The sequence below is a fragment of the Faecalibacterium sp. An121 genome (assembly GCF_002160915.1).
Lineage (GTDB): Bacteria > Bacillota > Clostridia > Oscillospirales > Ruminococcaceae > Faecalibacterium > Faecalibacterium avium.
In genome coordinates, this window is sequence record NZ_NFLM01000011.1 from 21,255 (window position 1) to 35,763 (window position 14,509).

Genomic DNA, 14,509 nt, shown 5'->3' on the forward strand with positions numbered 1-14,509 from the left:
TGATGAACGGTCTAGAATCATATTCGGTTGTACTCTCTGCCTTAGGATGGAGCGGGGTGTGCTTCGGCCCTGGGCGAGAGCTGCAAAAGGATAGCTGCGGAGCAGCGCAAGGAAAATGCAGTTTTCCTTGGGATGAAATCGGGATGGCGAACGGAACGCCAGCCCGGTTTCATCAAGCCGTCTGCAAGACCGCAATTGCACCGGAACGGTGTATAATTGCGCCCTATTACAATAGGGTTGGATCTCCTCGGGCTTCCTGCAAATCGTGAATCATCTTTGCCAGGGCCAGCGCAACCTCCTGTTGACGAAATGAAAGCTTTAGCAGCTCCATCACCTGGTCGTCAGTCAGCTCTCCGGGGCAGATCAGAAAACTTTCCAGCATCCCGCCGCGCGTACAGAGACGATGGGTGCGGGCCTTGCGGGTCAGCTCCGGTATCCGGCGCTCCAGCATTTTCTCCTGGTGCTGGTAGTAACGGAGCTTCTGTTCGGCTTTTTTCTTTTGGTCTTTCATGCGATCCAGTTTTTTACTCATAATCCTCCACCTCGTATAATAAGATTTGCAGGTAATTTTTAAGTGTATCCGATTCATTCACTCCATATAATCAGCAGGCTTAGAGATGCCCGTGATACAATAGCTGTAGGACGGCAGGGACAAGTTCTCCACCACCTCGTTGGACTGAAAAGTCACTTCAAAAGGAGTTAGTTCCCCTGAGCCGGAAGTTAGCTGCAAACTCATTGGCTGTTTGCTGGATGCAAGGCTGCCCTTTTAGCAGTAAGGGATATCGCATTAGCCTTCTCCGGAATGATTCTGATACGCGAGGTTGCAGATGCTCCGGTTATCATGGGTATCTCAAAGCCTGCTGGCCTTAAATCTCCATACAGGGAGGTGAAAATTGTGAATCCATTATTTGTTGGCATTGATGTGAGCAGCAGAAGCAATGTAGTCTATCTGATGAATCCTGACGGCAGCAAGTATTCCAGTTTTTCCGTACAGAATAACTTAGGTGGTGCCAAGCTATTGTCAGAGAAAATCGTGTCAGCACTCAGCTCCATGCAGCTCAGTGATGTGGTGATTGGTCTGGAGGCCACCTCCATTTACGGGGACAGCCTGGTTTATGCCCTCCGGGAGGATGGCAGTCTTGGCCGGTTCCAGCGGAAGATTCATATTCTTAATCCGAAGCAGGTTAAAAAATTCAAGGAGGCCTATCCAGATCTACCTAAAAACGACTGGGTGGACGCCTTTGTAATTGCCGACCATCTCCGTTTTGGCAGGATCGCCAAGGAGGTCTATCTAGATGATTATCGTTACCATGCACTTAAAACCCTTACCAGAGCCAGATTTGACGTGATTCAAAACCTGAGCCGAGAGAAGCAGCGGTTTGCAAACTATTTATTCTTAAAATGTTCCGGTATGGCTCAAGACAAGGATATCCCAAATACCAGTGCCACCACCATTGCACTCATGGAACACTTTGAAAGCGTGGATGAACTGGCAAATACAGATTTGAACGAACTGACTGCTTTTATTTCCGAAACAGGACATGGAAGATTTGCTGACCCAGCAGCTACTGCCAAGGCAGTTCGTGCTGCGGCCAGCGGCTCTTACCGGTTGCCTAAAACGGTGAACGACACCGTAAACCAGGCTATGGCGATATCTATTGCCTCCATGCGGGCTTTGGAAAAACAGGTCAAAATTTTGGATAAGGCTATTGATCAGCAGTTTGAGATCATCCCAAATACCTTGACATCTATCCCCGGCATTGGCAGGGTCTACTCTGCTGGTATCATTGCTGAGCTTGGTGATATACACCGCTTTGATTCTCAAGCTTCTGTCGCCAAGTTTGCTGGCCTTGTCTGGCATAAGAACCAGTCCGGTGACTTTGAGGCCGAGCATTCTCGGATGATTAAATCTGGCAACCGTTATCTTCGCTACTACCTGCTGGAAGCCGCCAACTCTGTGAGAAGATGCGACTCAGAGTTCCGACGTTATTACGACCTTAAATTTAAAGAGGTCAACAAGTACCAGCATAAACGCGCACTCGCTTTCACTGCCAGAAAACTTGTTCGGTTGATCTTTCGACTGCTGAAGGACAATCGCTTGTATATCCCGCCAGAGGGCTGAGCGTATCGCTCGCCGCTTTGCTGCGCAGGCCCTGTTTTAAAATTTTTCAGGGGCAGGGCTTAGGTTTGTGTCGCCTTTTTGCAACCTACATCGTGCTTCCTGCTCTATTTTTCTCATTTTTTCTTGCATTATCTGCTTGACTTCACACCATTGGACTCCTGTGAAAAATCAGACTCCGGGCATCTGCCCAGAGTCGTGAAATTGGTTTATTCCGGCCTCCCCCGCCCGGAAAGGAAAGGATCAGTCTCGTTCTACTCTGTATGGTTCTATCATTCTTATTAGGGTGTAGATTCTACACTTCTGGAAGTGTAAAACCTACACCGCCGGAAGTGAACTTCTGACACTTCCAGAATCGTCATCCCAGGGCATCCATAAACTTCTTCACATAGATCAGGCTGGGCCGGCCCTGGCCCTGCCGCCTGCGTTCGATAAGGTCTGCCTTCTCCTCCAGCTCCCGCAGCAGGCCCACTGCCTTCTTGTTGCTGCACTTCAGATGCTCCATAATGCTCTCCACCGTGAAAATGATATACACCCTCCCTTCTTCATCCTTCCACCCGTTCTTCACCGAGAGGCTCATCCAGTCCAGCAGCAAACCGTAGAGGACTTTGGCGTCAGTGGAAATGCCGCGAAAGGTAGAGTCTGTGAACAGCGCTTTGGGGATGCGGTAGAAGGCGAACTGCTCCGCCTGGGGGCCGTAGAAGTAGTTGGGCATAGGGCCTCCTTTCTGCATTTGGGCAAAATAAAAAAGCGTTTGTGGTATCTTTGCAGAAACACACAAACGCTTTGACGAAAAAACGGAGGCAGCTTTCACTGCCTCCGTCTTCTGAGATTGATTTAATTCAAATCTAGGTTAACCGTGACGGCCATATCCTTCCAAACGCTCTTCCGGAACGCGAAATCTGCTTTTCTGCACCAGGCAGAGGCGTCATCCAGCGTCAAAGAATAGTCGTAGGAGAGATATTTCTTAGCCCCTCGGGTTCTTGATGGCAGCCTGAGCGGCGGCCAGACGGGCGATGGGCACACGGTAGGGCGAGCAGCTCACGTAGTCCAGGCCGATGTTGTGGCAGAACTCGATGGAGGAAGGATCGCCGCCGTGCTCACCGCAGATGCCCAGGCCGATGTCGGGGCGGGTGGCGCGGCCGTCGGTAGCGGCCATCTTGACCAGCTTGCCAACGCCCACCTGATCCAGGTGCTGGAACGGATCGCTCTCGTAGATCTTGTGATCGTAGTAAGCGCCCAGGAACTTGGCAGCGTCGTCACGGCTGAAGCCGAAGGTCATCTGGGTCAGGTCGTTGGTGCCGAAGCTGAAGAACTCGGCTTCCTTGGCGATCTCACCGGCAGTCAGAGCGGCGCGGGGGATCTCGATCATGGTGCCGACCTGGTACTTCATGTCCACGCCAGCCTCAGCGATCAGCTCGTCAGCGGTCTTGACCACGACGTCCTTGACGAACTTCAGCTCCTTGACCTCGCCCACCAGGGGGATCATGATGTGCGGAGTGATCATCTTGCCGGTCTCAGCGCTGACCTTCAGGGCAGCCTTGATGACGGCACGGGTCTGCATGACAGCGATCTCGGGGTAGGTGACAGCCAGACGGCAACCGCGGTGGCCCATCATGGGGTTGAACTCATGCAGGCTCTCCACCACGTTCTTCAGCTCCTCGAAGCTCATGCCCATATCCTTGGCCAGCTCGGCGATGTCCTCTTCCTTGCTGGGCAGGAACTCGTGCAGAGGAGGATCCAGGTAACGGATGGTCATGGGACGCTCGCCCATGATGCGGTACATGGCCTCAAAGTCGCTCTGCTGATAGGGCTCGACCTTGGCCAGGGCAGCCTCGCGCTCCTCAACGGTGCGGGCGCAGATCATCTCGCGGACAGCCTTGATGCGGTCCTCCGCGAAGAACATATGCTCGGTACGGCACAGGCCGATGCCCTCAGCGCCCATGTCCACAGCCTGCTGTGCGTCGCGGGGGTTGTCAGCGTTGGTCATGACCAGCATCTGGCGGGCAGCGTCAGCCCAGCCCATGAAGCGGTTGAAGTTCTTGTTGCCGGTAGCAGCCACGGTGGGGATCTGCTCGGCGTAGATGTTGCCGGTGGAGCCGTCGATGGAGATCCAGTCGCCGCTGACGAACTTGTGGCCGTTCAGCTCGAAGGTCTTGGCCTCCTCGTCGATCTTGACGTCGTTGTCGTTGCCGCAGCCGGAAACGCAGCAGGTGCCCATGCCGCGGGCCACAACGGCAGCGTGGCTGGTCATGCCGCCGCGGACGGTCAGGATGCCCTGAGAGACCTGCATGCCCACGATATCCTCGGGGGAAGTCTCCAGACGGACCAGGACGACCTTCTTCATCTTGCCGGACTTGACCATCTCCTCGGCCTCCTCGGCGGAGAAGACGATCTGGCCGCAGGCGGAACCGGGAGAAGCAGCCAGGCCCTTGCCCACGACCTCAGCGGCCTTCAGGGCAGCGGCATCGAACTGGGGATGCAGCAGGGTGTCCAGCTGCTTGGGCTCCACGCGCAGCACGGCCTCGCGCTCGGTGATCATGCCCTCGTCCACCAGGTCGCAGGCGATCTGCAGAGCAGCCTGTGCGGTGCGCTTGCCGTTGCGGGTCTGCAGCATATACAGGTGGCCGTCCTCGATGGTGAACTCCATGTCCTGCATATCGCGGAAGTACTTCTCCAGACGGTTGGCGATGTTGACGAACTCCTCGTACACCTCGGGCATCTGCTCCTGCAGATGGCTGATGGGGAAGGGAGTGCGCACGCCGGCCACGACGTCCTCGCCCTGGGCGTTGATCAGGTACTCGCCCATCAGCTTCTTGGCGCCGGTGGCGGGGTCACGGGTGAAGGCCACGCCGGTGCCCGAGCGGTCGCCCGAGTTGCCGAAGGCCATCTGCTGCACGTTGACAGCGGTGCCCCACTCGTAGGGGATCTCGTTCATCTTGCGGTAAACGTTGGCACGGGGGTTATCCCAGCTGCGGAACACAGCCTTGACCGCCTCGATCAGCTGCTCGTTGGGATCCTGGGGGAAGGGACGGCCCTCGTTGTCCTCATAGATCTTCTTGAAGACGCCCACCAGCTCCTTCAGGTCGTCGGCAGTCAGGTCGGCGTCGGACTTGTAGCCCTTGGCCTCCTTCATCTTGTCGATCTCCACCTCGAACAGGCTCTTGGGGACCATCATGACCACGTCCGCGAACATCTGGACGAAACGGCGGTAGCAGTCGTAGGCAAAGCGGGGGTTGTTGGTCTTCTTGGCCAGGCCCTCCACGGCCTCATCGTTCAGGCCCAGGTTCAGGATGGTGTCCATCATGCCGGGCATGGACTGACGTGCGCCCGAACGGACCGACACCAGCAGGGGGTTGGAGTTGTCGCCGAAGGTCTTGCCGGTGATCTTCTCCAGGCCCTTGACGTGCTCGAAGATGTCAGCGGTGATCTCGTCGTTGATCTGACGGCCGTCGGCATAGTACTGGGTGCAGGCCTCGGTGGTGATGGTGAAGCCCTGGGGCACCGGCATGCCGGCTGCGGTCATCTCAGCCAGACCGGAGCCCTTGCCGCCCAGGATGTTCTTCATCGTGGTCTTGTCGCCGCCGAAGGCTTCATTTCCCTCGCTGAAGTAGTAGATATACTTTTTGCTCATGGATTCATTTACCTCCCGTTTTGATTCGGCCCGGGCCCTTACAGCCCGGGGCATACCCATTGTTCGTTTTTTGTGTAACGTTCACTGCATGCGAAAATATTATACCAGACTAAGCGCACAAAATCCAGCTGTTCGGGGCTAAAATCTGCCGATTTTGTATCAATAAATTTGTGCATTTCCCTTGAAAAAATGCAGCTTTTACGTTAATATAAACTGGGATAGGTTCGGATGTTCCTTTCCGGGGCCGTCCCATCCTCCTCCGGCGGCCGGTCATGGCCGGCCGGGCGGAGGGTGCAGGGTCCCTTTTCCGCTCATTGTAAGGAGGCCTTTTGATATGAAAGACAACACCCAGGCGCTGTGCGCCGCACGCGCCGCGCTGGAAGCCGCCGAGCAGGCCCGCATGGAGATCCTGCTGCGGCATATCGCCAACGGGGTCCTGATCGACAGCACCACCGTGGTCATCGAGGACACCGTCCAGATCGCGCCGGGGGCCCGCATCCTGCCCGGCACCATCCTGCGGGGGTCCACCGTCATCGGCCCCGGCTGCGTCATCGGCCCCAACAGCCTGATCGAGGACAGCCAGGTCGGCGAGGGCACCACCGTCAACGCCAGCCAGGTCTACTCCTCCTGCATCGGGCCCCACAACGCCATCGGGCCCTTCACCCATGTGCGGGCGGGCACCGCCACCGATTACGGCGTCCACCTGGGCGCCTATGTGGAGACCAAGAACTCCCACTTTGCCCGGGGCAACACCGTCAGCCATCTGACCTACATCGGGGACAGCGACGTGGGCAAATACTGCAACTTCGGCTGCGGCACCGTCACCTGCAACTACGACGGCCAGTCCAAATACCGCACCACCATCGGGGACTACTGCTTCATCGGCTGCAACACCAACCTCGTCGCCCCCGTCTCGGTGGGGGACGGCGCCTACACCGCCGCCGGCAGCACCGTCACCCAGGATGTGCCCGCGGGGGCCCTGGCCATCGAGCGGGGCCGCCAGGCCAACGTTGAGGGCTGGGCCGTGCCCAAAATGGAGGCCTATATCCAGAAGAAACAGCGGCTGGAAGCCCAGCAGCTGGCCGACAAACAGGCCCGGCAGGACTGAACGCCCATCCACCGCATGGCAAAGGGGGATCTGCGGCTGCGCGGCGCGCAGCCCGGTTCCCTTTTTGTCTGCCCAAACGAACGACACACGAACGGAAACGCTTTATGACAACAAACGACATCTGGCTGATCGCCGGCCTGGGCAATCCCGAGGCCAAATACGAGGGCACCCGCCACAACGCCGGGTTCGCCGCTCTGGACTACCTGGCCGGCAAGTGGGAGATCCCGGTCACCAAGGCCAAGTTCCAGGGGCTGTGGGGCCAGGGGGAAGTGGGAGGCCACAAGGTCTGCCTGCTCAAGCCCCTCACCTATATGAATCTGTCGGGGGACTCCATCGCCCCCCTGGCATCCTTTTTCAAGATCCCGGCCGGTCACGTCATCGTCCTGTGCGACGACATCACCCAGGCCCCCGGCAAGCTGCGCATCCGGCCCTCCGGCTCGGCCGGGGGGCACAATGGCCTCAAGAGCATCATCGCCCGGCTGGGCACCGAGGACTTTCCCCGCATCCGCATCGGCGTGGGGGAAAAGCCCCGCCCCGACTACGACCTGGCCGACTGGGTGCTGGGCCGCTTTTCGGAGGAGGAGGCCAAGGCTGTGGCCGGCCGCCGCCCCGACATCGAGGCAGCCGCCCGCCTCATCATGGACGGCAAGCTGGGGGAGGCGCAAAACCGCTACAACCGCTGACCGCCCGCAGACTGTGAGGTGAACGTATATGTACGAGGCCCTGCTGAAACAGACCCCTGAATACCAAAAGATCGCCGCCGCCCTGGCCTCTCCGGGCCCGGCCGCCCTGTTCGGCCTGCCCCCCGCCGGGCGCGCCCTGGTCTATGGGCTGCTGGCCCGGGACCTGGGCCGCCCCTTGTGCATCGTGACCCCCGGCGAGGCCGAGGCCACCCACTTTGCCGACGACCTGAAGGCGCTGGGCGTGGCGGCAGACGTCTTTCCCCCGCGGGACTTCATGCTCCGCCCGGTGGAGGGCGCCGGCCGGGAATACGAATACCGCCGGCTGTCGGTGCTGGGCGCCCTGGCAGGGGGGCGGCTGGCCGCCGTCTGCGTCCCGGTGGAGGCCCTGCTGCAATACACCGTCCCCCGGGCCGAGTTCATGGCCAACACCCTCACCCTCAAACCGGGGATGCAGTTTTCCCGGGAAGGGCTGGTGCAGCGTCTGTTCGCCGCGGGCTATGTCCGCCGCTCCCAGGTGGAGGGCCCGGGCCAGTTCAGCGTCCGGGGCGACATCGTGGACATCTTCCCTCCGGATATGCAGTCCCCGGCCCGGCTGGAGTTCTGGGACGATGAGATCGATTCCATCTCCTCCTTTGATCTGATGAGCCAGCGCCGGGACGCCTCGCTGCAAAAGATCTACCTCTCCCCTGCCCGGGAGGTGCTGTTCGGCAGCACCGCCGAGACCGCCGGCGCCCTGCGCCAGGCCATCCGGAAGGCCCGGGGCAAGCACCGCGCCGCCCTGGAAAAGGCCATGGCCCACGACCTGGACCAGCTGGACGCCGGGCTGATGCCCGAGGCCATGGACAAATACTACGGCCTGCGGTATCCCATCCCCGCCACCCTGCTGGACCACATAGACGCTCCCCTGCTCCTGCTGGACGAGGTGGGCGGCATCCGGGACGCCCAGAAGGCCGCCCAGTACCGCCGCAGCGAGGAGCTGACCGGCCTGCTGGAAGAAGGGGTGATCTGCCCCGGCCTGGACGTGCTGTACCAGACCATGGACGACCTGGTCATCGCCGCGGGCCGGCTGCCCACCCTCCTGTGCGAAAACTTCCTGCGGGGGATGAACGAGTTCCAGCTCAAGGACCTCATCAACGCCGAGGCCCACGCCTCCCCCGGCTGGAACGGGGAGCTGCGCAGCCTGCTGGAGGACCTGGACCCCCTGGTCCAGCAGGGGTATGCGGTCACCCTCTACTGCGGCACCCCCAAAGGCGCCGCCGCCCTCACCCGGGACCTGGCCGACAAGGGCTATTCCGTCAGCATGAGCCGGGACATCCGCCCGGCCCCGGGGCTGGTGCAGGTGCAGCCCGGCCACCTGAACGCCGGATGCACCCTGCCCTTCGCCCGGTGCGCCGTCCTCACCAGCCGCCGCCATGGCCTGGACGAGGGCGAGGCCCAGGCCCGCAAGCGCAAAAAGAACAAGGACGCCCTCTCCAGCCTGGCCGACGTCAAGCCGGGGGACTATGTGGTGCACCAGAGCCACGGCATCGGTATGTATGCCGGCATCCAGCGGCTGGAGGTGCAGGGCACCACCAAGGATTACCTCAAGGTCCAGTATTCCGGCTCGGACGTGCTGTATGTGCCGGTGACCCAGCTGGACCTGCTCAGCCGCTACACGCCCCCCGGGGATGAGGACAAGGTCAAGCTGGCCAAGCTGGGCGGCGGCGAGTGGCAGCGCACCCGGGCCCGGGTCAAGAAGGCCACCGAGGAGATGGCCCAGGAGCTGATCCAGCTCTATGCCCGGCGCAAGCAGGCCAAGGGTTTCGCCTTCCCCGCCGACGGCGAATGGCAGCAGGACTTCGAGGCCCGCTTCGAGTACGACGAGACCGAGGACCAGCTGGCCGCCACCGCCGAGATCAAGAACGACATGGAGCACCCCTGGCCCATGGACCGGCTGCTGTGCGGCGACGTGGGCGTAGGCAAGACCGAGGTGGCCCTGCGGGCCGCTTTCAAGTGCATCATGGGGGGCAAACAGTGCGCCCTGCTGGCCCCCACCACCCTGCTGGCCTGGCAGCACTACAACACCATCCTGTCCCGGATGGAGGCGTTCCCGGTCCGGGTGGAGCTGCTCAGCCGGTTCCGCACCGCCAAGCAGCAGAAAGAGGCCCTGCGGGGCCTGCAGGCCGGGAGCGTGGATATCATCGTGGGCACCCACCGGCTGCTGTCCAAGGACGTGCGGTTCCACGACCTGGGCCTGGTCATCATCGACGAGGAACAGCGCTTCGGGGTGCGCCACAAGGAAAAATTGAAGGAGACCTTCATCGGGGTGGATATGCTGACCCTGTCCGCCACCCCCATCCCCCGCACCCTCAGCATGGCCATGAGCGGCATCCGGGATATGTCCACCATCGAGGAGCCGCCCTTTGAACGGCAGCCGGTGGAGACCTTCGTGCTGGAGTACAATCCGGTGATCCTGGCCGAGGCCATCCGCAAGGAGCTGGCCCGGGGCGGGCAGGTGTACTACCTGCACAACCGGGTGGACAACATCGAGGCCACCGCCGCCCGGGTGCAGCAGATGGCGCCCCGGGCCCGGGTGGGCATCGCCCACGGCAAAATGACCGAGGATGAGCTGAACCCCGTCTGGCAGAAACTGCTCAACGGGGAACTGGACGTGCTGGTGTGCACCACCCTCATCGAGACCGGCATCGACGTGCGCAACTGCAACACCCTGATCATCGAGGACGCCGACCGGATGGGCCTGGCCCAGCTGTACCAGCTGCGGGGCCGGGTGGGGCGCAGCGGCCGGAAGGCTTACGCCTATTTCACCTTCCGCCGGGACAAGACCCTCTCCGATGTGGCCCAAAAGCGGCTGAGCGCCATCCGGGAGTTCACCGCCTTCGGTTCGGGCTTCCGCATCGCCATGCGGGACCTGCAGATCCGGGGCGCGGGCAACCTGCTGGGCCACAGCCAGCACGGCCACATGGAGGCGGTGGGCTATGACCTCTATATGAAGATGCTCAACCAGGCCATCGCCGCCGCCCGGGGCGAACCCGTGCAGCGGGACAAGAGCGAATGTCTGGTGGACCTGCGGGTGGACGCCTATATCCCCGAGCGGTACATCCCCGACGGCCCCGGCCGGATCGAGGCTTACCGCCGCATCGCCGCCATCCAGAGCCCTGCCGACGCCGCCGACGTGCTGGATGAACTGATCGACCGCTACGGCGACCCGCCCGCTTCGGTCAGCGACCTGGTCAACGTCTCCCTGGTGCGGGTGCTGGCCGCCTCGGTGGGGGTATACGAGGTCACCCAGAAAAAGGATCTGCTGACCCTCTCGCTGGAGACGCTGGAGCTGCCCATGATCCGCGGGCTGCTCACCGCCTTCGGAGGCCGGGTCACCGCCGGCGCCGGGGCCAAGCCCTACCTGTCGGTCACGCTGCGGGGGGAGGAAAAGCCGCTGGAACTGCTGCAGCAGCTGCTCCAGGCCATGGCCTCCATCCGGGACAAAAAGCCCGCTGCCCCGCCCCCAACGTCTTGACGCCGCACCGCCTCCGGTTTATACTGGATGCATTCTCCCGCTCAAATACAATCAAAGGAGCTATCACATGAAACGGAAACTTCTTGCGCTGGCCAGTGCGCTGGCGCTCTGCTTCTCCCTGGCAGGCTGCACCATCTCCACCCCCGACACGGTGGGGACCATCGGCGGCCAGGAGATCTCTTCGGGCCTGTACCTGCTGGCCCAGTTCGACGCATACCAGCAGGCCGCCCAGCTGGCCGGCGAGGACCAGGACCCCTCCAACGTCGGGTCCTTCCTGGGCCAGACCATCACCACCGAGGACGGGGAGAGCGTCACCGTCCGTGACTTTGTGGCGGACGCCACCCTGGAGGACCTGCGCCGCTATGTGGCGGTGGAGGACCGCTTTGCCCAGCTGGGAGGCGAACTGGACCCCGACGCCGCAGCCCAGGCCGACAGCTATGCCGACCAGCTGCTGGAGAACTACGGCGACCTCTACGCCGCCAACGGCATCGGGGAGCAGACCCTCCGCAGCTATGAGCAGAACCTGTTCAAGCAGGCCGCCCTGGTGGACCTGATCTACGGCGCAGAGGGCGAGACCCCTCTCACCGACGAGCAGCTGACCGACCACCTGGAAAACGAGATGCTCTACATCCGCTACACCACCGTCCCGCTGTACAATCTGTCCACCTTCGCTTTTGCGGACGAGGAACAGACCGCCCAGATGCTGGACCTGGCCGGCCAGGCCATCGCGGACAGCACCCCCGCTACCTTTGACGACGCCGTGATCGCCGCCCTGCCCGACATCTACGCCGTGCTGGGCACCGAGATCACCGCCGAGGAAGCCGCCGACCAGATGAACAACAGCTTCATCAGCCTGAGCGAGATGCAGGGCTCCTTCTCGGAGGAGGACACCCAGACCCTCATGCAGCTGGGATTCGGCCAGACCGCCGCGGTGGAGTACGGGGGCACCTCCCTGCTCATCGCCATGCGCCAGGACCCCCTGGAGACCCTGACGCTGGACACGGTGCGCTCCACCGTCCTGTCCGATCTGGGCACCACCCTTGTGACCCAGGACATCGCCCAGGCCGGCGAGGCCCTGGAAGTCAGCCTGGACAGCAGCGCCACAGCAAAGCTCCCCGCCCGCAAGATCAAAACCAGCGTCTGACCACTTTAGGCAGGGTGCACGCCCTGCCTCTTTTATTCCCCTGACGTATGTTTGACGATGCAGGATAAGCATTCGACTTTTGGCCCCTGCGGGGGTACAATAAAGCCGGCAGAGTTCCTTTTATGTCAGACCATCGAATGGAGGCAATGAAACATATGGCAGTCAAACAGACGGCAGGGCGGGACCAGCTCGGGGATTTCGCCCCCAAATTTGCCCAGCTGAACGACGATGTGCTGTTCGGCGAAGTGTGGAGCCGGGAGGACAAACTCTCCCTGCGGGACCGCTCCCTCATCACGGTGGTGGCCCTGATGGCGCAGGGCCTTACCGATACCTCGTTCCGGCATCACCTGGAAAACGCCAAAAAGAACGGCATCACCCGGGACCAGATCGCCGAGATCCTCACCCACGCGGCCTTCTACGCAGGCTGGCCCAAGGCCTGGGCCGCCTTCCGGATGGCCAAAGAGGTCTGGGCCGGCGCAGCGCCCGCCCAGGAGCCCCACGGCGGCCTCTTCGGGCTGGGCCAGCCCAACGACGCCTACGCGCAGTATTTCGTGGGCCACAGCTACCTCAAGCCCATCACCGGCGAAAACGGCGTGTTCGCCGCCAATGTGACCTTTGAACCGGGCTGCCGCAACAACTGGCACATCCACCACGCCGATCCGGGCGGCGGGCAGATCCTGCTGTGCACCGACGGCCGCGGCTGGTATCAGGAGTGGGGCAAGCCCGCCCAGCCCCTGCAGCCCGGCGATGCAGTGTCCATCCCCGCGGGGGTCAAGCACTGGCACGGCGCCGCCAAAGACAGCTGGTTCTCCCATGTGGCCATCGAGGTGCCCGGCCAGAACTGCCACAACGAGTGGTGCGAGCCGGTCTCCGCGGAGGATTACGCCCTCCTGCCCTGACCTGTCCGCCCCCGAAAGACGTTCCGCAATGTAAAAAGTTCGTAAAACTTAGGTAAAACAATCAAGCAAAGCAGCGGTTTCACACGTGTTACCGCCGCTTTTTTTGTTTCTTTCTGTCACTTCACACCCATGATGCGACATCATTCTTGCAAATCAAATATAAATCAAGTAAAATAGATGTAAGATTTTTGTGCATGGACCCATGCAAAAGATCTCAGCTCTTGGATGTTTTGCGGCTTCGGCCCGACAGGGGCGCTTCGTTTTCTGTCCCGGGGCCTTTTCCGGGCCGCACTGCGGCCTGCATCGCCCCGCTGGACCTGCCGAAAGGAGTCTGTATCAATTTTATGGATCTGTCATTTACCTCGTTCTGGGGTCAGCTGGTCGGCAACCCGATCCTGATCATCACGGTGGCGTTCACGCTGGGTGTCATCTTCGTCAACGGCTGGACGGATGCCCCCAACGCCATCGCCACCTGTGTGACCACCCGCTGCCTCGGTGTGCGGCAGGCCATCTGGATGAGCGCCCTGTTCAACTTCCTGGGCGTTTTTGTCATGACCCAGATCAACAGCTCGGTGGCCTCCACCATCAGCAACATGGTGGATTTCGGCGCCGACACTTCCAGCGCCCTCATCGCCCTGTGCGCAGCGCTGCTTTCCATCGTGGTATACAGCGTGGGCGCCTCCATCTTTGGCATCCCCACCAGCGAGAGCCACAGCCTGATCGCCGGCCTGTCCGGCGCGGCCATCGCCATCCAGGGGGGCGTGGGCGGCATCAACTTCAACGAGTGGGTCAAGGTGCTGTACGGTCTGGCCCTCAGCCTACTGCTGGGTTTTGCCTCCGGCTGGCTCATCTGCAAGCTGGTCACCATCCTGTGCCGCAACATCGAGCTGCGCGCCGCCAACCGGTTTTTCCGGGTGGCCCAGATCGCCGGCGCCGCAGGCATGAGCTTCATGCACGGCGCGCAGGACGGCCAGAAGTTCATCGGCGTGCTGTTTTTGGGCCTGGCCTTCTCCCACGGCCAGAACTCGGTGGCCGGCATGGAGATCCCCGTCTGGCTGATGCTGCTGTGCAGCGTGGTGATGGCCCTGGGCACCAGCGTGGGCGGTGAAAAGATCATCAAATCGGTGGGCATGGACATGGTCAAGCTGGAGCGTTACCAGGGCTTCTGTGCCGACCTGGCCGGCGCCGCCTGCCTGCTGTTCTCCAGCCTGTTCGGTATCCCCGTTTCCACCACCCACACCAAGACCAGCGCCATCATGGGCGTGGGCGCCGTCAAGCGGCTGTCCGCCATCAACTACGGCGTCGTCAAGGATATGATGCTGACCTGGATCTTCACCTTCCCCGGCTGCGGCCTGATCAGCTTTGTTATGGCCAAGATCTTTATGCAGATCTGGTAAGCCCCCTCTGC

10 protein-coding genes are annotated in these 14,509 nt (G+C 61.3%); 7 read left to right on the top strand and 3 right to left on the bottom strand.

Annotated features, from left to right (window positions below; all coding sequences use genetic code 11):
• Positions 1–226: 226 nt before the first annotated feature.
• Positions 227–532, bottom strand: coding sequence for a DUF3847 domain-containing protein (locus tag B5E66_RS07600; RefSeq protein ID WP_087230965.1), 306 nt, complete (start codon positions 530–532; stop codon positions 227–229).
• Positions 533–895: 363 nt separating this feature from the next.
• Here B5E66_RS07600 and B5E66_RS07605 point away from each other — a divergent pair, with 363 nt between their 5' ends.
• Positions 896–2,122 carry an IS110 family transposase gene (locus tag B5E66_RS07605; RefSeq protein ID WP_087231110.1) on the top strand — a complete coding sequence of 409 codons (1,227 nt, stop codon included), beginning with the start codon at positions 896–898 and terminating at the stop codon, positions 2,120–2,122.
• A 355-nt stretch (positions 2,123–2,477) separates the two neighbouring features.
• Here the strand turns inward: B5E66_RS07605 and B5E66_RS07610 are convergent, their stop codons facing one another.
• Together B5E66_RS07610 and ppdK are read right to left on the bottom strand one after the other, a co-directional pair.
• Entirely contained in the window at positions 2,478–2,834 is a 357-nt protein-coding gene (locus tag B5E66_RS07610; RefSeq protein WP_087230968.1) for a replication initiator protein A, read from the bottom strand.
• A 252-nt stretch (positions 2,835–3,086) separates the two neighbouring features.
• Positions 3,087–5,753, bottom strand: coding sequence for a pyruvate, phosphate dikinase (ppdK, locus tag B5E66_RS07615; RefSeq protein WP_087230971.1), 2,667 nt, complete (start codon positions 5,751–5,753; stop codon positions 3,087–3,089).
• Positions 5,754–6,087: 334 nt separating this feature from the next.
• Between ppdK and B5E66_RS07620 the strand changes: the two genes are divergently transcribed.
• From B5E66_RS07620 to B5E66_RS07645, 6 genes are all read left to right on the top strand, one after another.
• The gene (locus B5E66_RS07620) at positions 6,088–6,861 is read left to right on the top strand and encodes a DapH/DapD/GlmU-related protein (RefSeq protein WP_087230974.1); all 774 of its coding nucleotides are present in this window, start codon (positions 6,088–6,090) and stop codon (positions 6,859–6,861) included.
• 104 nt (positions 6,862–6,965) lie between these two features.
• Complete coding sequence (gene pth / locus B5E66_RS07625) at positions 6,966–7,544, top strand: aminoacyl-tRNA hydrolase (RefSeq protein ID WP_087230976.1); 579 nt, start codon at positions 6,966–6,968, stop codon at positions 7,542–7,544.
• A 28-nt stretch (positions 7,545–7,572) separates the two neighbouring features.
• A complete protein-coding gene (mfd, locus tag B5E66_RS07630; protein WP_087230979.1) occupies positions 7,573–11,058 on the top strand; it encodes a transcription-repair coupling factor in 3,486 nt (1,161 codons plus the stop codon).
• A 67-nt stretch (positions 11,059–11,125) separates the two neighbouring features.
• The gene (locus B5E66_RS07635) at positions 11,126–12,202 is read left to right on the top strand and encodes a hypothetical protein (RefSeq protein WP_087230982.1); all 1,077 of its coding nucleotides are present in this window, start codon (positions 11,126–11,128) and stop codon (positions 12,200–12,202) included.
• A 155-nt stretch (positions 12,203–12,357) separates the two neighbouring features.
• Entirely contained in the window at positions 12,358–13,101 is a 744-nt protein-coding gene (locus tag B5E66_RS07640; RefSeq protein WP_087230985.1) for a carboxymuconolactone decarboxylase family protein, read from the top strand.
• Positions 13,102–13,445: 344 nt separating this feature from the next.
• Positions 13,446–14,498 (top strand): inorganic phosphate transporter, encoded by a 1,053-nt coding sequence (locus B5E66_RS07645; RefSeq protein WP_087230989.1) that lies wholly within the window; start codon positions 13,446–13,448, stop codon positions 14,496–14,498.
• The last annotated feature ends 11 nt before the right edge of the window (positions 14,499–14,509 follow it).